17 protein-coding genes and 2 pseudogenes are annotated in these 21,211 nt (G+C 70.7%); 1 reads left to right on the top strand and 18 read right to left on the bottom strand.

Features of this window, described 5'->3' with window-relative positions:
• Window positions 1-47: 47 nt before the first annotated feature.
• The gene (locus tag ACFP2V_RS35505) at window positions 48-332 is read right to left on the bottom strand and encodes a trimeric intracellular cation channel family protein (protein WP_381219754.1); all 285 of its coding nucleotides are present in this window, start codon (window positions 330-332) and stop codon (window positions 48-50) included.
• 122 nt (window positions 333-454) lie between these two features.
• Between ACFP2V_RS35505 and ACFP2V_RS35500 the strand changes: the two genes are divergently transcribed.
• Window positions 455-1,705: a metal-dependent hydrolase family protein gene (locus ACFP2V_RS35500; RefSeq protein WP_381219751.1), complete on the top strand. Its 1,251-nt coding sequence runs from the start codon at window positions 455-457 to the stop codon at window positions 1,703-1,705.
• A gap of 332 nt (window positions 1,706-2,037) precedes the next feature.
• Here the strand turns inward: ACFP2V_RS35500 and ACFP2V_RS35495 are convergent, their stop codons facing one another.
• The 17 genes and pseudogenes from ACFP2V_RS35495 to ACFP2V_RS35420 form a co-directional block, all read right to left on the bottom strand.
• A complete protein-coding gene (locus tag ACFP2V_RS35495; RefSeq protein ID WP_381219748.1) occupies window positions 2,038-2,298 on the bottom strand; it encodes a hypothetical protein in 261 nt (86 codons plus the stop codon).
• Between the two features lie 97 nt (window positions 2,299-2,395).
• The gene (locus ACFP2V_RS35490; protein WP_381219745.1) at window positions 2,396-3,211 is read right to left on the bottom strand and encodes an alpha/beta fold hydrolase; all 816 of its coding nucleotides are present in this window, start codon (window positions 3,209-3,211) and stop codon (window positions 2,396-2,398) included.
• Window positions 3,212-3,717: 506 nt separating this feature from the next.
• A pseudogene (locus tag ACFP2V_RS35485) lies at window positions 3,718-4,246 on the bottom strand (hypothetical protein).
• A pseudogene (locus tag ACFP2V_RS38795) lies at window positions 4,215-4,376 on the bottom strand (IS630 family transposase); the annotation flags it as partial. The pseudogenes ACFP2V_RS35485 and ACFP2V_RS38795, both read right to left, overlap by 32 nt.
• 308 nt (window positions 4,377-4,684) lie before the next feature.
• Complete coding sequence (locus tag ACFP2V_RS35480) at window positions 4,685-5,281, bottom strand: hypothetical protein (protein WP_381219742.1); 597 nt, start codon at window positions 5,279-5,281, stop codon at window positions 4,685-4,687.
• Between the two features lie 22 nt (window positions 5,282-5,303).
• Complete coding sequence (locus tag ACFP2V_RS35475; protein WP_381219739.1) at window positions 5,304-6,059, bottom strand: hypothetical protein; 756 nt, start codon at window positions 6,057-6,059, stop codon at window positions 5,304-5,306.
• Complete coding sequence (locus tag ACFP2V_RS35470) at window positions 6,056-9,115, bottom strand: flavin reductase (protein ID WP_381219736.1); 3,060 nt, start codon at window positions 9,113-9,115, stop codon at window positions 6,056-6,058. Before ACFP2V_RS35470 ends, ACFP2V_RS35475 begins: the two co-directional genes overlap by 4 nt.
• Entirely contained in the window at window positions 9,112-10,638 is a 1,527-nt protein-coding gene (locus ACFP2V_RS35465) for a 4-hydroxyphenylacetate 3-hydroxylase N-terminal domain-containing protein (RefSeq protein ID WP_381219733.1), read from the bottom strand. Before ACFP2V_RS35465 ends, ACFP2V_RS35470 begins: the two co-directional genes overlap by 4 nt.
• Before the next feature lie 11 nt (window positions 10,639-10,649).
• Complete coding sequence (locus ACFP2V_RS35460) at window positions 10,650-12,155, bottom strand: hypothetical protein (RefSeq protein ID WP_381219730.1); 1,506 nt, start codon at window positions 12,153-12,155, stop codon at window positions 10,650-10,652.
• A gap of 5 nt (window positions 12,156-12,160) precedes the next feature.
• Window positions 12,161-12,406, bottom strand: a complete 246-nt coding sequence (locus ACFP2V_RS35455; RefSeq protein ID WP_381219727.1) for a ferredoxin — start codon at window positions 12,404-12,406, stop codon at window positions 12,161-12,163.
• Entirely contained in the window at window positions 12,403-13,773 is a 1,371-nt protein-coding gene (locus ACFP2V_RS35450) for a phenylacetate--CoA ligase family protein (RefSeq protein WP_381219724.1), read from the bottom strand. The genes ACFP2V_RS35455 and ACFP2V_RS35450 overlap by 4 nt, the downstream gene beginning before the upstream one ends.
• Entirely contained in the window at window positions 13,770-14,744 is a 975-nt protein-coding gene (locus ACFP2V_RS35445; RefSeq protein WP_381219720.1) for a BtrH N-terminal domain-containing protein, read from the bottom strand. The genes ACFP2V_RS35450 and ACFP2V_RS35445 overlap by 4 nt, the downstream gene beginning before the upstream one ends.
• The gene (locus tag ACFP2V_RS35440) at window positions 14,744-15,403 is read right to left on the bottom strand and encodes a hypothetical protein (RefSeq protein ID WP_381219717.1); all 660 of its coding nucleotides are present in this window, start codon (window positions 15,401-15,403) and stop codon (window positions 14,744-14,746) included. Before ACFP2V_RS35440 ends, ACFP2V_RS35445 begins: the two co-directional genes overlap by 1 nt.
• On the bottom strand, window positions 15,400-16,086 hold the full coding sequence (locus ACFP2V_RS35435) for a class I SAM-dependent methyltransferase (RefSeq protein ID WP_381219714.1): 687 nt from the start codon (window positions 16,084-16,086) through the stop codon (window positions 15,400-15,402). The genes ACFP2V_RS35440 and ACFP2V_RS35435 overlap by 4 nt, the downstream gene beginning before the upstream one ends.
• Window positions 16,064-18,235: a molybdopterin-containing oxidoreductase family protein gene (locus ACFP2V_RS35430; RefSeq protein WP_381219711.1), complete on the bottom strand. Its 2,172-nt coding sequence runs from the start codon at window positions 18,233-18,235 to the stop codon at window positions 16,064-16,066. The genes ACFP2V_RS35435 and ACFP2V_RS35430 overlap by 23 nt, the downstream gene beginning before the upstream one ends.
• A gap of 5 nt (window positions 18,236-18,240) precedes the next feature.
• The gene (locus tag ACFP2V_RS35425) at window positions 18,241-19,308 is read right to left on the bottom strand and encodes a BtrH N-terminal domain-containing protein (protein WP_381219708.1); all 1,068 of its coding nucleotides are present in this window, start codon (window positions 19,306-19,308) and stop codon (window positions 18,241-18,243) included.
• Window positions 19,305-20,666 (bottom strand): TrpB-like pyridoxal phosphate-dependent enzyme, encoded by a 1,362-nt coding sequence (locus ACFP2V_RS35420; protein ID WP_381219705.1) that lies wholly within the window; start codon window positions 20,664-20,666, stop codon window positions 19,305-19,307. The genes ACFP2V_RS35425 and ACFP2V_RS35420 overlap by 4 nt, the downstream gene beginning before the upstream one ends.
• Window positions 20,667-21,211: the final 545 nt, after the last annotated feature.

The raw sequence follows: 21,211 nt of genomic DNA, 5'->3' as shown, positions 1-21,211 counted from the left end.
AACCGGAGAAAAAGGACGAGGAGACCCTCTTGACCACCCCCGCTCCTTCAGGGATGACAACGCCGCTGCAGATGCTTGCTGAGGCCGAACGCGATCAGCCCGCCGGCGGCGGCGAGGGCGAAGCAGCACCAGTCCTGGAAGGTGGCGGGTGGCAGCGAGTCGATGAGGACGTCGCGGATGATCCCGCCACCGAGTGCGGTGATCATGTCGAGAGCGACCACGCCGACCACGTCCAGCCGCGCGGCGCGCCCGGCCGTCAGCGCTCCGTTGAGTCCGAAGGCGAAGGTGCCGGTCAGGTCGAGGGCGAGCGACGGCGGCGGTTCGGAAGCCATACCGGCCTGCAGACATGTCGGGGGCATCGCAGAATCGCGTTTTCTGCACATGTATAAGCAAAGTGTGACAATCGGAAGGTGACCGGGGGGGCACGCATCGGTACGTATGCCACGGAGGGGCCATGGCCGCGACCACCTCGCGCGAAACCGTCGTGCTGGTAGCCGAGCGGAGCTGGGACGGGCTGGCCGAGACACCGTCCGGTCACACCGAGATCGCGGTCCGCGGCGGGCGTATCACCAAGGTCGGCGATCGTGTAGAGCGAGGCGCGGGGCAGGTGATCGACCTCGGTGAGCGCATGCTGCTCCCCGGCTTCATCGACTGCCACATCCACACCACGGTGGACCCTTCCGCCCTGCTCACCGCGTTCGCCGCCGACCCGGCCACGGTCATCGCCCTGCGAGCCCTGCCAGTGCTGCGCGATCTGCTTGACCGCGGGTTCACCACGGTGCGCGACCTGGCCACCTTCGCCGACCAACCGATCACGCTCTACCTGCGCGATGCCCTCGCCCAGGGCTTGATCACCGGGCCGCGCATGCTCGTGGCCCCGCACCTGATCTCGGCTCGCGGCGCACATGGGGACCTCTCCACGCTGCTCGCCCCCGAATACGGCCGCGAGATCGGCGTACTCGCCGACGGGCCCGCCGCCATCACCCGAGCCGTGCGCGAGGAGATCCGCGCCGGCGCGGACTGGATCAAGTTCGGTGCCACCGGCGGGTTCGGCACCCCCACCGACGATCCCGGGCAGGCCACCTACTCCCAGGCCGAGATGGACTCGATGGTGGCCACCGCCGCCGACCTGGGCGTGCCGTGCACCCCGCACGCCTACGGCGACGAGGGCGTCGCCCGCGCCGTACGGGCCGGGGTGCGGTCCATCGAGCACGGCAACCTCGCCTCGGCCGAGACGCTGTCCCTCATGCAGCAGCGAGGGGTGTTCCTCGTCCCCACCCAGTTCATGGTCGTCGACGCGCTCGATCACCTCGACGAGGATGACTACTGGCAGGGCAAGGACCCCGCCGAGCGGGAGAAGTTCCACCGCTACGCCGACCAACTCCGTGACAGCGCCCGCAACGTCGCCGCCAGCGACGTGCGCATCGCCTTCGGTACCGACGCCGGCATGTTCCCCCACCACCAGAACGGGAACGAGTTCCCCGCCATGGTGGAGAGCGGCGTCACCCCGCTACGGGCGCTGCGCGCCGCCACCAGCACCGCCGCCGACCTGCTGCAACGGCCCGACCTGGGCCGCATCCGGTCCGGCGCCACCGCAGACCTGATCGCCCTGCCCGGCAACCCCTTCGACGACATCAACGCCACCACCGGCGTCGACTTCGTTATGCACGACGGCACTCTCCACCGCGGGACCATCCCGGCATGAGGCGCCAGGGGCAACGGCAACTGCTGGTGCGGCAGTAGGTACCCCTGCCGCTGTCGGGCAGGCGTCGACCGGCTGCGGTGCAAGGCGAGAGGGCCGCCGGAGGCCGTGTGGTCCACGGGCCGTGGCCGGGGGTGCCGAGGTGTGGCGATGGGGGGCCGCGCGTTCGACGGCCGTACGACGGGGGATGGGGCGGCCCTCGCGACGGGGTCGGTTCGCCGGTGTGGCGGGTGTCCGCGGCATGCCTCCGGAAGGTGGTCCGGTCATCTGGGTGACTGCGACGCCGCCCCGCCGTCCGGTCATGAACGGGGCGGCGGTGCGGGATCAGCGCCTGGTCACTGCTGGGCCGTGCGGTGGCGCAGGACGCGGAGTGCGGCGGCGGTGAGCACCAGAACGCTGGAGGCGATCTGGGGGCCCCAGTAGTCGCCGGGAACGAGGGAGTTGGCGAGGTAGGTGTCCCAGGGCAGCGCGTCGTAGAACTGGAGGCCGAGCAGGCCGCCCGGGTGGAAGCCCTGGACCTTGGAGAACAGCGGGAAGTCGACCAGCAGGACCGCCCGGGAGCGGACCAGTACGGCGGCGGCCAGCCAGGTGAGCACGGGCGCCGCGACGAGAGCCGGCAGCGCGTGTCGCAGGAGCCCACCGACTCCGTGGCGGCCATCCAACGTGACCCAAATGCCCCCGAACAGCAGGCCCCTACGATTCAGCGGCGACTCGGTCGAGCCAGTCCAGCATCAGCGCATCGAACAACTCCACCTGCTCGATCTGAAGGTTGTGCCCGGCCACGTCCAGGACTGCGAAACTCGCCCGCGGGTAGTGCGGCAGCAGCGCGAACTGGTCGAGGTAGCCCACGCTGTCGTCCTGCCGTCCGGTCAGGATCAGGGTCGGCCGCCGGAACGGCTCGCCGCCCTCTGGATCCTCGGTGAGCTGCCAGCGCTGCCGGATGCGGGCCATCGCCTCTGTGTCGGCCAAGTCGAGACCGGGCAGGATCTCCTCACGGAAACGCCGCACAGTGTCTGGGGTCTGCACCACTGCAATGTCCTTGAACTCCATGGCAAGCCGGTGGTCCAGCGAGTCGAGCAGGTCGGGGTCGGCACGCAGGACCTGGCGGGCGGGTACTTTGCGTTCGGCGTGCTCGACCGCAGCGCCGAGCGGGCAGATCAGCGCCAGTCCCCGCACCTGTTCGACCCGGGACCTGGCCAGTGCACGGGCGAGGTAGCCGCCGTAGGACTCGCCGACGAGCAGAAACGGCGCAGTACCGATGACGGTCTGCACGAACTCCTCCACCGCCTGCAGCATGTCATCGGAACTCGCCATGGACGGTGACGCAGGCGACTTGCCCATCCCGGGGAGATCCGGGTACAGCCGACGGTATCCCTCTCGTCTGGCGAAGACCGGTTCCAGGCAGCCGAGCATCAACCGGTGGTCGGGTGTCCACCCATGCAGTGCCAGCACCGGGAGACCAGCTCCCTGCTCGACGAAGTTCAAGGTCACGGATGCGGGTCCGGGCATGGCGGATCCTTGTCGGTCTCGGGATTGGCCTGGCCTGAGCATCCTGTCACCGTGTGCCGACACCGAGATCACCTCGGGCATATCTCCACTCGGTGCCGGCCCTGTCCTGGCAGCCGACGCCGACCAACTGCAACCGGACAGAGTGACGAATGGTGACAAATTGAGCAGGACGAAGCCAGGTCCACCCAGACAGGACACTTGTGTCCTGTCTCATGAGATCTTGCAGAAGCGGGGCCGACGACCTGCGATATGGCAGGTAGGAGTGGGTTTTGTGCCGTGCCTGTCAGGACGCTTCAGAGGTCGTGGTGACGATTCTGGCGCGCGTCTCGTCGATCATGACGACGCTGATGCGTTCTGAGCTGGGCTGTGCCAGGACGGTGAGATGCCTGCGTCCAGAACTCTCACCGAACGTGGCAGTTTCCGGGTCGGTGAAGTCGTGTCGACGGTCACGCCTTTTCATGGGGATGATGGTCGCGATGGGGGCGTGCGGCCCTGGAGCGGTCCAGTTACCGGCCGTGCAGCCAGATCCGCAGCGGACCGACCGGCTCGAAGCCATGGCGGATGGCTGCCGCCAGGTCGACGCCCTGCTCGTAGCCCACCACCGGCAGGGTGGGGAACAGCCTGTTCACCGCGTCCAGTACGACCGGCCAGGCCGCGTCAGGGCCGCCGTCCAGCGCGAAGACATTGGAGATTCCGACCACGTGGTGGCTGCGGCCGGCCACCGCGCCGGCGACCACTCGGCCGTCGGTGGACTGTCCGGCGAGCACGAAGGTGGCGGGGTCGTCGAGCAGTTCGGGCCGGAAGAGGTCCGCGTCGCCCCCCGTCGTCCCAGGCGAGCGCCCAGGCGCGCAGCGTGTCCGGGTCGCCCGCCACGGCCCAGACGAGATCCGACGCGGGGGCGGGCGCACTCGCCGGGCGGTGGATCCACTGCGCCTCGAACAGCACCTGGAAACCGGCCTCCGTCAGGTCGAGGTCGGCGAAGCTGTCCTTGATTGAGGTGCCGGCTGCGGCGCCACCGCTCCACCGGCCGCTCACTGACCCGCAGGCCCGCCGCGATCACCGCCGTCGCCTCGCCCCGCGCGAACCGCTGCGCGGCCTGCAACCGGATCTCCTCACGGTCCTGCCGCCGTTTCGCGGTCAGGCCACCACCCTGTGCGTACCGCATACTCCCGGCCTACCACCGCCCACCGCTCGACACCAAGCCGAAAAGCTCAGTAGGTGGTTGATCGTTTCCTGGTGATCATCTGTCACCGATGGACTTCGCTGTTCGTCAGGACGAGCAGGGCCCGCAGGAGCGTGGTCGCGTGGCGGGGATGCAGCCGCATCTTGGTGAGGATGCGCCAGTTCTTCAGATAGGCGAAGCCGTGCTCGCAGGCGGCGCGTTCGCGGGCGGCGAGCTGCCGGCGTACTCCTGTGACTGTGCCACGAAGTACGGAGATATCTGCACCCGTGAGGGATCTGGGGCGGTCGGCGTCATCTCATGGGCATGGCGGTGGCAGGAAGATGAACCTCCAGCACGACTGCGGTGCCGGCCACGCTCCGGTCTTCGTGCATGCTGATCCGCTGGCCGGTTTCGACATGCTTCCAGTGCGAGGGGGTGAGGGGAACGAGGCGGACAGTGGCTCGGCCACCGGGCTCCAGGAAGGGCATGTCCTCGACCCAGAGCCCGGCAATACTCACCGCAGCACCCCCGGTGGGTGAGAGGTTCCCGATGTCCCACATGGGCCGCAGAACACCGTGACCGGAGATTGGTGTCCTGCGTCGCGCCTCTGCAGCCGAACGGAGCGTCAGGTCCGCCCGGATCATCCCGTTCCGGATCTCGGAGCACCGCCAGTGGCACCAAGTCGCGCTCCGCTCAAGGCGGAGCTGCCCAGCCGCCTCGGCAAGCTGCTCCCAGAATGTCAGAGGCAGCGTACGTCCGTCCCCGAGCTCCTCCAGCAGACTCAGAGCGATCTGCCATTCGTCGTGGGCGAGGTAGTCCCAGACGTCTCGCACCGTGATGTCGTTTTCGGTGGCGAGCTCTTCCGGGACCAGGAGGGAAGCCGATTCGAGCAGCTCGGTGACATCCATGGGGCAATTGTCGACCACGTTGTCAGGCTGCGTCGCCCTGCTCTCGTTCGATGGCGGCGAGCACGGCGGCATCCGCCACATCGGCCCGCCCTTCGGCGGCTTCCCCGACCAGCAGCTGCTCCAGGACAGGCAGATCGTCGGCAGTCTGCTGGCCCAGGCGGGAGACGGCGTCGAGGTCACGGCGCAGAACGGCGCCGATCAGTTCGGCGATCCGGTACGGAGCAGCCGAGGTCGGCGTCTCGAAAACCTCGGCCTCGCCGCGGGCGAACAGGGGCCGTGCCTCGCGGGTGAAGGCGGCGGCGGGGCGTCTGCCGCCCGCCTCGTCGAGCGCGGCGAGGTCGGCGGCCAGCTGCGGCGAGCACACCAGCGTCGTCGCCCGGTACCGGTGGAGCAGGCCGAGCAGCCGCGGGACCGGGCAGATCGTGTTGCTGGTCCCGACGCTGATGAGCGAGGCGCCGAGCCACTCCACGGCCCGCTCGACAGACGCGCCCTCCAGGGACAGCTCGTAGGGGGCGGCGACGATCACGACGTCGTCGGGGGTGACGAGGCCGCTCAGGGCGAGGGCCATGTCGATCTGGTTCCGCATCCACTCCGGCCGGCTCGTCCGGACCGGGCGGGTGCTGCCGTCGGGGCCCTCCCATTCCCCGTACCGCACCGGCGCGGTGGGGCGGGTGGGCGTGTCGGGGCGGGCGTCGGTGCCGCCGTGGGTGTCGGCCTCCAGGGTGTGCAGCCACTGGTCGAAGTACGCCTCGAACCGGGCGGTCGTGGACGATGTCATGGGGCAGCTCCCGTCTCGGCCGGTTCCCCGGCCGAAATCCACCCGTACTCGGTGGTGTTGCCGAGTCCTTCGCGGCGCAGCGGCCTGCGGTCGCCGTCGGTCTCCGTCCGCAGGACCTCGCCCAGGACGAGAAGGTGGTCGCCCAGCCGGTAGCTGGCCGCCGTCCGGCACTCGATGAATCCGAAGGCGCCCTCGATACGGGGGCAGCCGTCGGCGGTCGTGGCCCAGTCGACGTCGTCGAAGCGCTGGTCGGGCCGGGTCCGGGCGAAGACCCGTGCGAGGTCCGACTGCTCACCGCTGAGGATGTTGACGCAGAAGTGCGGTCGGGGGGCGATGCTCGCCCAGGTGGAACTCGTCGCCTTGACCAGGAAGCCAATGAGGGCGGGCTCCTCGGAGACCGTCGTCAGGGAGGCGACGGTGAGGCCCCGCGGCGCCAACCCGCCGCCCGCCGCGTCGCCGCCGCAGCCGGTCACGATGGCGACCGCGCTCGGGAGCAGGTCGTCCGCCCCGGCCCGCAGGGGTACGGGCGGCACCGAGCGGGCCGGCCGCCCGGCCGCGGACGCGGGCGACGACACGGGAGCGGGAGGGGCTGGGGCCGCGGTGGGTTTCCCAAGGGCCCGGCGCAGGTGCAGCGCGGTGGCCGACGTCCCGGACGCGCGCAGCTCCTCGGGGGTCCCGCAGTGGACGACCTTGCCACCGGCGCGGCCCGCTCCCGGTCCGACGTCGACCACCCAGTCGGCCACGGCGACGACACGCAGGTTGTGCTCGATGGCGACGACGGTGTTGCCGGAGGCGATGAGGCGTTCGAAGAGGGCCAGGAGGTGGCGGGTGTCCGCCGGGTGCAGGCCCCGCGTGGGCTCGTCGAAGATGAACAGGGTGCCGCCGCGGCGCTGCTTGTTCAGCTCGCCGGCCAGGTTGAGGCGCTGTGCCTCCCCGCCGGAGAGGGTGGCGGTGGAGGAGCCGAGCGGCAGGTAGCCGAGGCCGAACTCGGCGAGGACCCGCAACGCCTTGACGATCTTGGCGTGGCCGAGCCGGTCGAACCAGGCCAGGGCGTCCTCGACCGTCATCGACAGCACGTCGTGGATGCTGCTGCCGTCGAGCCGCACCTCCAGGACATGGGCCTGGAAGCGTCGGCCGTCGCACTCCGAGCACACCACGTGCTCGCTGCGGAAGAGCGTCATGTCGACCTCGGCGAGGCCGAGCCCCTTGCACGCCTCGCAGCGGCCTCCGACCACGTTGGTGCTGAACTCGGAGCGGCCCAGGTTCTGCTCGACGGCCTCCTCACTGCCCGCGAAGGCGTCCCGGATGTGGTCGCCGATCCCGATGTAGGTGGCCAGGGTGCTACGGCTGGAGCGGCCGATGGGGCGCTTCTCGACGTAGGTCACGTGGTCGAGGTGCTTGATCCCGTCGACGTCGCCGGCCGTGCCCTTGAGGGCGGCCCTGAGCTTGTCGTGGAGGCTCGCGACGAGGGAGCTCTTGCCGGCTCCGGAGACTCCGGTGACGCAGGTCAGGCCGAGCAGCGGCAGACGTACGGACTGGTCCTCGACGTTGTTGCGGGTGAGGGACCGGACGTCGAGCCACTCGGCGCCGTCCGGTCCGGCCGTCTCCCGCGCGGCGGGCGGGGAGTGCAGGGCCTTCGCCGTGGGGGAGTCGGGGTGGTCGAGCAGCTCCGGGACGGTGCCCTCGAAGACGACCTCCCCGCCGCGGGAGCCGGCGCCGGGGCCGAGTTCCACCACCCAGTCGGCGGCGGAGATCACGGCCTCGTCGTGCTCGATGGCGATGACGGTGTTGCCCAGGTCCCGCAGCCGCCGCAGCGAGGCGATGATGTCGTCCGTCTCCGCGTCGTGCAGTCCGGCGGTGGGTTCGTCGAGGACGTACATGACGCCGGTGAGGTCGCTCGCCAGGTGCTGGGCGAGCAGCAGTCGTTGCAGCTCGCCGCCCGAGAGGGTGACGACCGGGCGCCGCAGCTGAAGGTGGCCGAGACCGACCTGCGCGATGTTGGCGCACTGCTTGACGATCTCCTTGACCAGCTCGCGGACCTGGCCGGGCAGGCGTCCCTCGGCCAGGGCGTCCCGCAGCCGCGCGGTCGAGTCGCTGAGCTCCTCCCGCTGGAACTGCGGGAAGGTCCGGCCGTCGACGGTGGGCCTCAGCGACTCGGTGCGCAGCCGGCCTCCTTCGCAGACCGGACAGGTCTTCCTGAGCAGGTAGTTGGCGAACGCGTTGCGCCGCGCGGAGCTGCTCGCATTGCGGTAGGCACGCTCGAGGAAGCCGAGGATGCCTTCGAACCGGAAGTCGTTGGTGACCTTGCTGAGCTTGATCGAGTAGACGGTGTCGCTGCCGTGCAGGACCCGCTCGCGCTGCTCGTCGGTGAGACCGGCGAAGGGACGGTCGAGCGGGATGCCGGTGTCGTCCGCCATGGCCTCGAACACCTTGCGGCAGTTGGGCACGGCGAAGGTGCCGGGGTCGGCCCCGTCCCAGATCTCCTTCAGGGTCCGCAACGGGTCGGGGACGATCCGGTCGAGCGAGAAGCCGACCAGCTCGCCGACCCCGTCGCAGTGCAGGCACTTGCCCTCGCGCCGGTTCGGGCTGAAGTGCTGGGCGGAGTGCGGCTCGGTGTAGACGCCGCAGTCGGGACAGAGCAGGTCGGCCCCGGTCGGGCCGAAACAGACCGGGCACACCGGATGGGACGCGGCGCCGAACAGGATGCGGTAGAGCCCGTCGATCCCGGTGAGCGTGCCCACCGTCGAGCGCGGGTTGCCGTATCCGCCGTCGCGCTGGCGCAGCGCGACGGGCGGCTGGATTCCGGTGATCCGGTCGAACCGGTAGTCGCCGTCGCCCAGGTCGAGGGACTTGCTGGAGAGCGCGCCGAGATAGATGGACTTGGAGTGCTCGAACAGTGTGTCGATGATCAGCGAGGACTTGCCGGACCCGGAGACCCCGGCCGCGACGATGAACTTCCCCTTGGGCAGCGTCGCGTCGACCGACCTGAGATTGTGGGTCGTCACGCCCTCCAGGACGATGCTGTCGTGGCCCTTCACGGCGCCGTCGTCGGTCACGGGCGCTCCAGCAGGTCGGCCAGGACGCGCGCTGCGGCTTCGCAACCCGGAAGATCGGTGAACGTCGTGTAGAGCGCGGAGCGGACCCGCGCGGGGTCACCGCGGTTCCACGCCTCGTACAGCTCCTGCCGCATGCCGAACCGGTCGATGACCAGGTCGCCGGCCAGCCGGAACATCCGCGACTTGTCCTCGACCGACGTATCGCGTCCGCCCATGTACAGATCGAGTGCCGTACGCAGGTCCGGCGTGCGCAGATCGCCCTCGGCGGGCTGCATGATCAGCCCGGATGCGCCGATCTGCCGGACGATCGCCGACGCCCGCTCCGAGAACTGGCCGGCGATGGAGTCCAGGGCCGCGGTCGACCCCGGAGCGAGCAGGCCGCTCTTGGTCCGGGTGGCGTCCTGGGTGATCGACTTGAGCGCGAGGTCGATCACCGACACGTAGGAGGCCAACTCGCCGAGCATGGCGCCGACCTCGCGGAACCTGTCGACCCCGATGGACTTGGCGAGCAGGGACGCGACTCCGAGCATCACCCGCAGCCGGTGGTGGAGCCGGATCTGCCCGGTGTACAGGGACCAGCGGTTCAGTGCATGGAAGCCCTTGACCGCGGTGCCGGCGTCGTCGAGCAGGAAGACGCGGTCGTGGGGGATGAAGGCGTCGTCGAAGACGAGCATGGCGTCCTGCTCGTCGAACCGGGACCCGAGCGTGTGCGCCTGCCCGTGGTACGTGCGACGGCAGAGGATCCGCAGTCCGGGGGTGTCGAGCCGGGCGCTGAACCAGCACACGTACGCCGGGTCCTCGCGCAGGTAGTTGGCGGGTGACAGGTAGATGAGGACGTCGTGTGCGTACGGCGCGAGAGTGGCGATCTGCTTGGCCCCGCGGACGACGATGCCGCTGTCGTTCCGGTGCACCACCCGCAGGCCGAGTTCGGGCCGCTGGACGGGCGTGACCGAGCGGTCGACCTGGGGGTCGCCGAGGCCGTGGGTCAGCACGAGGTCGTTCTCGCGGCAGTGCAGGTAGTACCGCTCCGCGTTCTCCGCGAACGCGGGGTCGACCTCGCCGAGGGCGTGCCGAAAGTCGTGGAGCCCGACCGCCACGTTGGCCATGAAGTCCGGGACACGTGAGATCTGGCCGTGTGAACCCTCCACCCAGTGACGGGAGTTGAGCCATTTGCGGTCCAGGTCCTCGGGCGTCCTGGGCGTCAGGTACGAGAGGCTGATCGGATGCCCGCTGACCTCGGACGGGAACGTCATCTCCCGCGCCAGTTCGGGGGAGCGCTGGCGGTCGTACAGTCCCGCGAGGGTGCGCAGCATCGGCTGGAAGTCGGGATGCGTGGTCACGTCGACCCGCTCGCCCTCCACCCACACCTCGCGGTCGTCGGCCAGGCTGGCGACGAAGGAGGCGCCGTCGTGCGCCCCCAGGCCCGGCCGGCCGTCGTGCGCCGCCGGCCGCGACGGGGGACGGGTGTCACGCGTCGGGGTGTCACCCGTTGGCGCGGCGGTCTCGAATTCTGATGTCGGCATTCCCGGCCTTCCTACGGTGTCCGTTCGGGTGCGCCCGTCGTGAACTGCTGATAGCTCTGCTCCTGGACCTCCGGGAAGTACTCACGCGTCGCCTCGCCGACGATGCGCATCAGCTCCGAGTCCACGGACGCGGGATCGGTGAGCAGGGCAGCGAGCGGAGAACCGTCGACGCGGCTGGTCAGCCTGACGCCCCGCGCCCTGTGCACCGCGCTCAGCGCGTGCTGGGCGTTGGCGGCGTCCCGCATCTTGTAGACGGCCGCCGGTCCGTCGGACACGCCGATCATCGACTTGGTGCCGCCGCTGCCCAGGCAGTTGCGCGGCATGTGCAGATGCTCGTGTCGCCACTCCTGGTACGTGTGGTGGAGCCGGAACGCCTGGTGCAGCACCTGATGGCGCAGCCAGGACTCCGCATCCGCGTGCCGGTCGGCGTCGAGGGCCAGGGTGGCGCCTTCCAGGGAGCCCTCGCCGTCGCCGGTCAGCCACTTCGCGACCTCGTTCCAGAAGTGCTTGAAGAGGTCCTTGAACATGTGCTGCTTGATGGCCAGCGAGTGGGTGCCGCTGGCCGGGCCCAGGTTCTCCCGGAAGCCGTGGTAGTCGCCGGTGGACAGCAGCTCGGCCATGACGCGCTGCGCCTCGACCATCGGGCCGAGGACGGCGTTGCAGACCGCCAGGTGCGCCGCGGCACGGCTGAGCGCGCCCGCGTGCACGTCGCGGACCGCCTGTTCCAGGTGGTCGTTGGACTCCGCTGCGAGGATCTCCGGGATCTGGTGCAGGGCGACGAACTCACCGTGCAGTGTGGTCGGGGTGAGCTCGGTGGCGGTGACCGCTTCGGCGAGCAGCTCCGTGCACAGGATTTCGTTCAGGTCGCCTTCGAGTGGCAGCGGCACCCCGGAGAGGTCGCTCTCCCACTTGGTGATGTCGTGGCTGCAGATCCGGATGCCGTGCAGCAGTCGGTACAGCGCGTCGTCGATGCCCGCTGTCGCGATCGTGGTCCGGACGGTGGGCGGGTCGCTGACGAGGAGTGAGCACCGGACCTCGTCGTCGAAGGCGCGCAGCTCGTCGACGTAGCTCTCGTAGCCGGTAGTCTCGGCCAGATCCACCAGGCGTGTACCGGGCCGCGCGGTGCTGCCGTAGAGGCTCTGCGCCTCCTGGCACACCGAGCCGAGGCCCCGCAGCAGCCGGTGGAAGCCCATGCTCCAGTGGACGAGGCGGGCGGCGGTCGCGAAGTCGCGGGTCTCGACGGCCTCCCTGGCCCGGCCGGTGAGCCGGGCCAGGTTGAGCAGGTTCACCTCGGACGCCTGGAGAACGGCGCGGACGGTGGACGCGTACGATCCGGGTTCGGTGAGGAACTTCTCCTTCGCCGCTGCGAGCAGGTCGATCCGGTGGAGGTGGTCGTAGCTGGGCGCGATGGCCCCCAGCTCGTTGTGGTGGGAGCCGGCCTCGGGGCAGCCGGCCGGTGTCCCGGCGCTCGCCCCGAGGACGGGCACCGGACACGCGTGGAACTCCTGCGTGGTCATCGTGGTCACTCCTCGGTGGATATGCGCAGGTAGTGGATGGAGTCGCTGGGGCAGGACTCGTAGGCGTCGAGGACCTGGTCGAGCTCGTCTTCGTTCTCGGGCTGTTTGAGGACGTAGTGGGTCTCGGTGTCGGGGTCGCTCTCGAAGTTCTCGGGGGCGAGGTCGCGGCAGAGCTGGCAGTCGATGCAGGTGTCGTCGACGTGGAAGCGGCCGGTCAGCGGCAGCCGGCTTGGGAGCGGAGCCTTGGTCACGGCGTCCGCCTCCCCGGGGTGCGCAGGAAGTTCCGCATGGTCGGCTTGGCCGAGGTGCGTAGCGCGTGCTCGAAGGCCGGCACGTCGAGCACCCCGAACCGGGTACCGACCCCGAACCGCCGGTCGGCCTGCGCGGCGATCGCGTCGCGGGTCCGCCCGTCGGCCGCACTGGCGGGCGGCAGCGCGATGTCGAGGACGGATCCGTCGACGTCGAAGGCGAAGAAGTACGGCGGACGGGTCAGCGCGCCGAGGACGACGTCCTCGATCTCCAGCTGGGAGGCCCAGCCGCGGCCGACTGCGATGCGGTCCCCGAGCCTCCCGCGGTGGCGCAGCCGACGAAGCGGGGAGCCGCAGGGACAGGGCTCGGCCTCGATGCGGCACGTGTCGCCGGTGCGGTAGCGCAGCAGCGGCATGGCCCGGCCGGCGAGCGTGGTGACGGCGAGCTCGCCGGTCTCGCCGTCGGGCAGCCGTGCGCCGGTGGCGGGGTCGACGATCTCGAAGTAGGTCCGCGTCTCGACCAGATGGAGGTCCTGCCGGGGGCAGAACATGGCGAGCGTGTTGGTCTCGGTCATGCCGAACATCGAGTAGACCGAGGCGCCCCACTCCCGGGACAGCAGCGCCTTCTTGGCGGGCGAGGCCCCTTCGCCGGCGGTGAGGATCTTGTCGACGGCGAGGTCCCCGGCCGGGTCGAGGCCACTGCGCCGGGCCACCTCGCCGAGCAGCAGGGCGCGGGTGCCGGAACAGACCAGGGCGGTGGCCCCGGAGCGCCGCAGGGCCCGCACCATGCGTTCCGGTGGGCAGTCGGGGGAGGCCGCGCCGAGCGGCACGATCGTGCATCCGAGCAACTCCAGGGCGCGGTCCAGGTCCTGGCCGACCCCCGCGAGTTCGTACGGGACGGCGACGGCGACCACATCGGTGCCGTCGAGCACCGCGGAGAGCAGGTGGGCCACGGTGAGGTTGTTCTCGATCCAGTCGTCGGCGGAGAAGAAGGCGGCGATCGAGCTGCCGTCGCTCGTCCCGGAGCTCTCGTCGAACCGGGTCACCTCACGCAGCGGGACCGCGAGCAGACCGAGCGGGTAGGCCGCGGCGAGGTCCTGCCGGGTTGTGAAGGGCACCGAACGGAAGGCCTCGGGGTCCGCGGCAACGGCCTTGACCAGGGAATCGGGGATGCGGCAGGAGTAGAAGGGCGAGTTACGCCGGGCGTGGGCCACGGTGCGCGCCAGGGCGGACTCCGCCCACCGGCCGAGCCCGTCGCGGTCCAGGGACGCCACCTCCGCGACCCGGCGTGCCACCCGGCGTCGGGCCGCCATCACGTCGTGCAACCGCTGCGTCCGGGTCTCCCGGCGGTCTGTCGGTGTCGTCGTCATGGGGTGCCCGCCAGCTTCGCCATGGCGTCGTGCTCGGCCGACCCGAGTTCCGTCAGGACGGCCGAGATCTCCTCGACGGCCTTGCGGAGCACCGCCGGGTCGGACTCGTCGGCCACCAGCTGGGCGATGCGGGTCCAGCGCGCGGCCAGGCCCCGGTAGGTGTCGGCGGCGGCCGCGTAGGACGTCTCGCCGGTCAGCTCGGCGGCCTCGTCGAGGAAGTCGGCCCACAGGCTGCGGAAGAAGCCGCCGCCGGTGCCGCCGTCCTCGATGCTGTGGGAGAGGAAGCCGAACGCGGCAGCCGGGTCGTCGAGGGTGTCGCACCAGCCGCGCACGGCCTGGGCCGCCTTCCGGAAGCCCTTGTGGCCCATGTTGGTGATCGGCGGGTTCAGGAAGGCGTGCGCGGTTTCGGCGATCGCCTCCCGGCACGCGGCGGGCAGCCCCGCCGGGTCGTAGGCGGAGTCGCCGAGGCGGAACGCCAGGCTGCGGGAGCTCATCGGCCCCTTCGCCGCCCGCGCCAGGGCGAGGCTCTCCCGGCTGGTCGTCCGGACCCCCAGGCCCTGGGTCTCGACGACGGTGTAGGTCTCCGAGGCGTATCCGACGCACACCAGGTAGTGCGCCGCGAAGTGGTAGCTGTCCTCGGCGTAGTCGAGGTGGTAGCGGTCGAGCTTGAGGCCGACCACTTCGCCCTCGTCCAGCGCGGAGATGAGTTCCCGCTCGGCCTTGGCCGGGGAGATGGTCTGGGTCTCGCGCAGTTCGACGCCGAGGGCGCGGGTGGCATTGCGGATCAGGTGGTCGGGCTTGACGCGGCCGCCGAGGAACGGGGCCGGCATCTGCCTGGAGTGCCAGTAGAGGAACGACAGGCTGCGCCCCAGGCCGAAGACCAGCGGTTCGCTGACGTCGATGCCGCGGGACCGCATCATGTTGACCAGGGTGCTCGACTCGCAGTGCTCGCCGGACAGCCAGTTCGCCATCAGACCTGCTCCTTCCCGCCGGCGTCATGGACGATCTCCAGCACCGACTGCGTGGCGTTGTTGCGTAGGTGCCCGTAGGTGTGTCCCACCTCGTCGGCCTCCGTGTAGGCGATCGCCTCGACGTGCGCGATGCCGCGTTCCAGTCCGCCGAGGACCTCCCGGACGTCCTCGGCGGTGGACACCTCGAGGGCGACGTGCGACATCAGCCGCCGGCGTTCGGTGGCGGGCCTGCCGGTCCAGGCGCCGAAGTGCCGGCAGGTGAAGGTCTCGATCACCCGGCCGTCGGGCAGGGACACCGACAGCCACCAGCCCGGGGTGCCGTACTGCCTGGGGGAGATGTACGACGGGCCCATCTCGACCCCGGTCAGCTCTCCGTCGCGCTTCAGGTCCTCCAGATAGGAGTGCCAGCGGAACACCTCCTCATCGGAGGCGTAGTCGCCGAGGTAGACACCGATGTGGTTGACGCCCGCGAACCGCGCGGCGACGTCCGCGGGCGACTCTCCGCACCAGGTGCGCAGGTACGCGGCGATGTCGACCTCGGTCCAGGCCGCCGACTCGGCGAGCAGTTCACGCCACACGGCGGGGAACTCGGGACCGGTCGGGAACGTGCCCGCCTCGACGCGGTGGGCGCAGGGGTGGGGGTGGGTGGCGGTGGTCATGACTTCTTCTCCTTCCGTCCCGCGATCACCAGTCCCATCTGCACCGCCGTCACACTGTCGGCTCGGATTCCGGCTTGCCGGAGCAGATCGGCGGCCTCGGGGACCGTGTACGCGGACCGGACCGAGGTGAGGAATCCGGGGCGCATGTCGACGGCGATGTTGGCCTTCATGAACTGGAGGGTGGTCCGGTCGGTGTCCCGGCGCAGATCGGAGACGCAGAACGCGCCGCCGGGGCGCAGCACGCGGTGGATCTCGCGCAGCGCCGTGACCGGGTCCGACCACTCGTGCAGCGACGCGGAGCTGAAGGCGTGGTCGAACGTCGCGTCCGGGAAGGGCAGTTCGAGGACGTTCGCGACGGTGTAGTCGGTGCGTGACGACACCCCGTAGGCCTGGGCGTTGGTCCGCGCCCGGTCGAGCATCGCCGGGGAGAGGTCGATGCCAGCCAGGGTGGCGTCGCCGGTGGCCTGGGCCAGCCATTCCAGGCCGAGATAGCCGGGCCCGCAACCGGCTTCCAGGACCCGTCCGGATCCGATGCCGGCGTCCCGGACGCTGTCGACCTTCTCCCGCAGCCAGCCGCGGTCGCGGATGTGACGCTGCATCTCGTCGTACCTGAGCGCCAGTTCGGGCCCCTGCAGCCCGACCTCGGTCTCGTGGATCCGTTCAGTGCCGCGGATGCCCGCCATGGGACCGTCCTTCCGAATGTGGGTGCGACGGCTGAGGATCCGACGGCCTTGGGCCCGTTCGTCCGGCCGCGTCCGCGGGTTCCGCGGCCCGGCGCATTCCGACGGGCACCCCGCGCAGCATCGAGCTGCCCATGTACGGGTCGCGGCGGTCGCCGTCCGTGATCCGGTTGATCGACGACCTGGTGGCCATGTCGACGTCGTCCTCGTCCGGGTACCACCAGCCCGCGTCCGCGACGACGACGTCCGGGGCCACCACGTCGGACACCTGGGCCCGCATCACCACGCCGGGGCGGCCGGGGTCCCGGTAGATCTCCACCCGGTCCCCGTCCGCGACCGCCAGATGCCCGGCGGCCCGCGGGTGGAGCGTCACGCGCGGTTCGCGGTAGCGGTGCGAGGTGGTGGGGAGCTGCCTGAACTCGCTGTTGAAGAACTGGAGGTTGTGCGCGCTGGTCATGACGTACGGCAGATCGTCCGTGATGGCGGGCGGCGGCCGGAAGGCCGGAAGCGCGTCGTAGCCCATTGCCGCAAGGCCCCGGTGGGCGAGTTCCACCCGGCCGGAGCGGGTACGGAAGCCGTCCTGCGCGTACTTGCGGTACCGCTTGGTGTTGGGGAGGTGGCCGACCTCCTTGAACTGTTCCCAGGTCAGTCCGATGCCGCTCAGCTTCGCGTCCAGCGCGTCCTCGACGCTCGGGGCGAAGTACCGGCCGACGCCCAGGCGCTGCGCCAGCTCGATGATCATCTCCTCGTCCGACCTGGTGCCCGGCACGGTCGTCACCCGGCGCCGGGCGGCGAGGTAGGAGTTGAACTCCACGATTTGGTCGCGCTCCAGCCAGGAGGAGGCCGGGAGCACGACGTCGGCCAGCCGCGCCGAGGGAGTCATGAACATGTCGGCGACGGCGAGGAAGTCGAGCCTGCCGAGGGCCTCCCTGGTGGCCGACGCGTTCTCGTGCGACACCAGCGGGTTGGAGCCGAAGACCAGCAGCGAGCTGACGCGGTAGGGGCGTTCGCGCAGGATCGCCTCCTGAAGGTCCGACGGAGCCACCCAGCCGGTCATGGAGAGCACCCGGTGCGCGGCGCCGCCGATGCGTTTGGCAGCCTGCTCCTCGGAGAGCAGATCGGTCCGGGGGAAGGCACGCCGGCCCTCGATCGGCATGGGGTCCCAGATGACGTCCCCGCCGGGCGCGTCGAGGTTCCCGGTCAGGGCGGTCAGCACGGCGATCGTCCGGTGGGTGTCGAAGGCGTTCTCGGACTGCGAGAGGCCCGTACCGGCCTCGACGCAGGCGCGGGACGCCTGGGCGTAGATCCGGGCCGCGGTCTCGATGCGGTCCGGGGCAAGCCCGGTGATCGCGGCCACCGTCCCGGGGTCGTACGGCCGGACGTGCCGCTCCAGCGCGTCGAAGCCGGAAGTGTGCCGGTCGACGAATTCGGCGTCGTACCACTTGTTGGCGATCACCAGGTGGACGAGACCCAGCGCGAGCGCGGCGTCGGTGCCCGGCCGCAGTTGCAGGTGGAGGTCGGCGCGCCGGGCGGTACGGGTGCGCCGGGGGTCGACGACGACGAGACGGGTCCCGCGTTCCAGGGCACGCATGAGGCCGACGCCGATGACACCGTCGGAGTGCGTGTTGAGTTTGTTGCTGCCCCAGAGCAGGGCCACCTCCGGGTTCCCGGCGTAATCGCAGAACGTGAAGCCGCCGTAGGTGAGGATCGACGCCATGACGCGTGGGTAGAAGCACACATGTGCCGGTCCCACCACGTTGGGTGTGCCGAGGGCGTTCGCCAGCCGGAAGACCCACTCCTGGTAGTTCCGGTCGGTGCCCTGGCCGAGGACCACCGACTCGGGACCGTGACGCTCCGCGCTCCGCCGCAGCTCGCCCGCCACCCGGTCGAGCGCCTCGTCCCAGCCGACCGGGCGGAACGCCCCGCTCCCGCGCGGGCCGGACCTGATCAGGGGTGTCCGGAGCCGGTCCGGGCTGCTGACCAGGTCCAGGGACGCCTTGCCCTTAACGCAGAAGTAGCCCTCGCTCGTCGGGTTGTCCGGGTCACCGGTGATCGCGGTGGGCACGCCGTCGGTCAGCTCCACGAGCGCGCCGCAGCCCCCGTGGCACATGCGGCACACCGTCCGCACCGTGGTGGTGTGTACGTCCCCCATCGCCCTCACACCGTCCCGGTCCGGTCGCGGGACAGTTCCAGGAGCCGCGCGAACGCGGCCTCCTCGGCGTCCGCTATGGCGTGGAGCCGGGCGGCGGCCTCCTTGAGGTGCGCGGAACGGTCCGCCGCGCCGGCATGGGCGCTCACGTGGTCGATGAGGTCCGTCCAGGCCGCGACGATGTCCGTGAACGCGGTCAGGGACGGCAGCAGGTCCGCGTCACCGGTCAGCGCGTGGGCCTCGGCGAGGAACTCCGCGTACAGACCGCGGAAGTTGGTGCCGCCGGTCCCCGCGAACCGCCAGAACCTCGCGATCTCGGGGATCACGGCCTCGCTCCGGGGCAGCAGCCCCCAGCCCGGTAACTCCCCGGCCGCCCGGCGCAGCGCGGAGATCCCCCGGTCGTCGCCCCGTCCGCGGTCCAGGCAGTGTGCGGCCGCGCCCTGGACGGCGGGCCATATCCGGGGGGCGAGGTCCGCCGCCGAGCCGGGGAGCGCGTCGGGCCCGCCGTCGAGGTGCCAGTGCAGCCGTGGCGACGGCATGAACCCCTCGTCGGAGGCGCGAGCGCGAACGAGGGACGCCAGCGGCAGCTGCTGGGCGCCGCCCTGCTGCGCGGTGTCGACCACGTACGCCGTCGAGTCGTCGAGCCCGTGGAGTGCGAGACAGTGCGCCGAGAAGTGGGTGCGGGAGGCGAAGTAGTCCAGGTGGAAGATGTCGACCGTCACCCCGACGACCCGGCCCGCCGACAGCGCGGCGACCGCCTGGGCGTGGGCGCCCGCGTCGTCGGCCTCCCGCAGGGTGACCAGGCCGATGCCCAGGGCGGCGCAGGCGTGCTCCGCGACGAGGCCGGGACCGACGCGGCCCGTCAGCATCGGGGGGACAGAAGCGTGCGGCGGGGGCGGGAAGAACTGGGCGTCGATGCCCTGCCCCAGGCCGAACACCAGGGCCTCCGAGACGTCGACGCCGGCGTGCCGCAGCATGTTGCCGAGCATCGTCGTCTCGCAGTGCACGCCCGGCGCCGCGCGGAAACCGTCGAGCACGGCGCCGCCGGAGCGGCCCGTCGGCCGCTCGGCGCTCATCGGGCGCCCCCTGACAGCACTGTGGCGTAGCTCTGCAGGTCGAGCAGGCCCGAACCGCTGGCGAGCACCACGATCACCGGGTCCGCCGCTGTCTCGTCGGCCCGCACCGCCACTTCGACGGCCGCGGCGAGCGCATGGGTGGTCTCGGGCGCGAAGAGCAGTCCCTCGGTTCGCAGGACCAGCCGTCCCGCCTCCAGGGCGCGCTTCTCCTCGACGGCCACCGCGTCCAGCAGGCCCTCGTGCCGCAGCAGGCTGACCGCGGCGGAACTGTGGTGGTTGCGCAGCCCGGCGGTGTGCACGGGCGGCGGGACGAAGTCGGGCCCCATGGAGTACCCGAGGACCTCGGGGGTGAGTCCCGCGAGGTCGGAGCGGCCGTACCGGTAACGTCCGGCCGTCAGTCGCGGGGCGGCCGAGGACTCCGCGGCCAACAGCCGCAGGTCGCGGCTCCCGTCGCCGAGCGAGCCGAGGAAGGGGCCGACGAGTCCGCACAGGTTGCTGCCGCCGCCTGAGCACGCGATGAGGTGGTCGCCCCGGCCGGGGACGCCTATCGGCTCGTCGAGCGCCGCGAGCTGCGCCTGGACCTCCAGACCGAGCAGGGTCTGGTGCAGGTACACGTGGGGCACGCCGCTGCCGGACAGATAGGCGGCCTTGGGCCCGAGGTCGAGCGCGTGTCCGATGGCGTCGCTGATGGCAGTCCCCAGGCTCCCGGGGTGGCCGGGGGACCGGGCGAGCAGCTCCCGGCCGAAGGAGGTGTCCGGGGACGGCGACGCGCGGACGGTGGCGCCCAGCAGCTCCATATAGTGGCGGCGATAGGGCTTCTGGTCCAGCGAACAGCGGACCATGAAGATCTCGCTGTCGAGGCCGGCCAGGGAGGCGGCCAGCGCCACGCTCATCCCCCACTGGCCCGCGCCCGTCTCGGTGACCAGCGTCGTCCGGCCCTCCTGCGCCGCATAGTAGGCCTGGACGACGGCCGAGTTCAGCTTGAAGCTGCCGGTCGGCAGGACGTCCTCGCGCTTGAGGTAGATGTGGGCCCGCGTACCGAGTTCGGCCTCCAGCGCCCGCGCCCGGTGCAGCGGCCGATCCGGCGCAGCAGGTCGGCGACCGCCTCCGGGATCGGCACCCGTCGCTCCGTCGGCCGGTCCTGGTCGAGCAGTGCCCTCGGACGCACCTGCAGGGCGATCTCGGCGGCCGAGGGGGTCCCCTCGTCCCTGACGGGCGGCAGTGGGGCCGGCAGGTCGGGTAGAAAGTTGTACCAGTGCGTGGGAAGTCCGACCGGAACAGGCACGGAACGCATGGCGGATTCCGCAGGTAAACGCGCATGCGTATGGCTTGACATGTTCCCCCCGTGATCCCGGCACTTGAATTCCGAGCGGGATTACAGAGCGCCACAACCAGCGTCAAGGATGGGCGGGCAATTCAACCCGTGCGCCTCCTTCGTTGGCGGTGGATGATCAATGGGAATGCATCGGGTGATCTTTTCCAGCGCTCGTGCCCGGCTGTGACTGGTGTGACGATCAGGGCGCCTGTGATTGATGTGAGCAACCGCCCAAGCTTTTGCTCCCTCTTCCTCGGGATCCAGAATCTCAGCAGGTCAGGGCGGGCCGACGCGGCAAGAAACCCCTTTTCTTCGACGTACTCATTGCCTCCCGTCGGAATAGGGTATTCCGCCCTCGTTTCAAGAGAAGGGGATCATTTGCAGGTGGTGCGGGCGGCGTGAGAATTCCGCCCGGCAAGACACCCTGCCGTGTCTGCAGCGGTATGCGTCCTGCCTTCATCCGGCGCGGGCCCCCGGTCCCGCTGATCGGCCGGGGACCGGCATGAGTCCTTGTCGTCGGGCATGACCCGGCGGTGTCAATTCGTTGAAGCAACACCTTCGGTCAGGGCTCGCTGGAAGGCTTCCTGT

Origin of the sequence: Streptomyces incanus, assembly GCF_042656345.1 — a bacterium.
GTDB lineage: Bacteria > Actinomycetota > Actinomycetes > Streptomycetales > Streptomycetaceae > Streptomyces > Streptomyces incanus.
Note: the sequence above shows the minus strand (reverse complement) of the source record. Positions and strands in the feature narration are given on the sequence as shown.

Coding starts and splice junctions, on each gene's coding strand:
- ACFP2V_RS35450 (WP_381219724.1), bottom strand. CDS start 13,773: ATGACGACGACACCGACAGACCGCCGGGAGACCCGGACGCAGCGGTTG.
- ACFP2V_RS35440 (WP_381219717.1), bottom strand. CDS start 15,403: ATGACCACCGCCACCCACCCCCACCCCTGCGCCCACCGCGTCGAGGCG.
- ACFP2V_RS35460 (WP_381219730.1), bottom strand. CDS start 12,155: ATGACCACGCAGGAGTTCCACGCGTGTCCGGTGCCCGTCCTCGGGGCG.
- ACFP2V_RS35490 (WP_381219745.1), bottom strand. CDS start 3,211: ATGCCCGGACCCGCATCCGTGACCTTGAACTTCGTCGAGCAGGGAGCT.
- ACFP2V_RS35505 (WP_381219754.1), bottom strand. CDS start 332: ATGGCTTCCGAACCGCCGCCGTCGCTCGCCCTCGACCTGACCGGCACC.
- ACFP2V_RS35430 (WP_381219711.1), bottom strand. CDS start 18,235: ATGGGGGACGTACACACCACCACGGTGCGGACGGTGTGCCGCATGTGC.
- ACFP2V_RS35425 (WP_381219708.1), bottom strand. CDS start 19,308: ATGAGCGCCGAGCGGCCGACGGGCCGCTCCGGCGGCGCCGTGCTCGAC.
- ACFP2V_RS35435 (WP_381219714.1), bottom strand. CDS start 16,086: ATGGCGGGCATCCGCGGCACTGAACGGATCCACGAGACCGAGGTCGGG.
- ACFP2V_RS35500 (WP_381219751.1), top strand. CDS start 455: ATGGCCGCGACCACCTCGCGCGAAACCGTCGTGCTGGTAGCCGAGCGG.
- ACFP2V_RS35465 (WP_381219733.1), bottom strand. CDS start 10,638: ATGCCGACATCAGAATTCGAGACCGCCGCGCCAACGGGTGACACCCCG.
- ACFP2V_RS35480 (WP_381219742.1), bottom strand. CDS start 5,281: ATGGATGTCACCGAGCTGCTCGAATCGGCTTCCCTCCTGGTCCCGGAA.
- ACFP2V_RS35475 (WP_381219739.1), bottom strand. CDS start 6,059: ATGACATCGTCCACGACCGCCCGGTTCGAGGCGTACTTCGACCAGTGG.
- ACFP2V_RS35445 (WP_381219720.1), bottom strand. CDS start 14,744: ATGGCGAACTGGCTGTCCGGCGAGCACTGCGAGTCGAGCACCCTGGTC.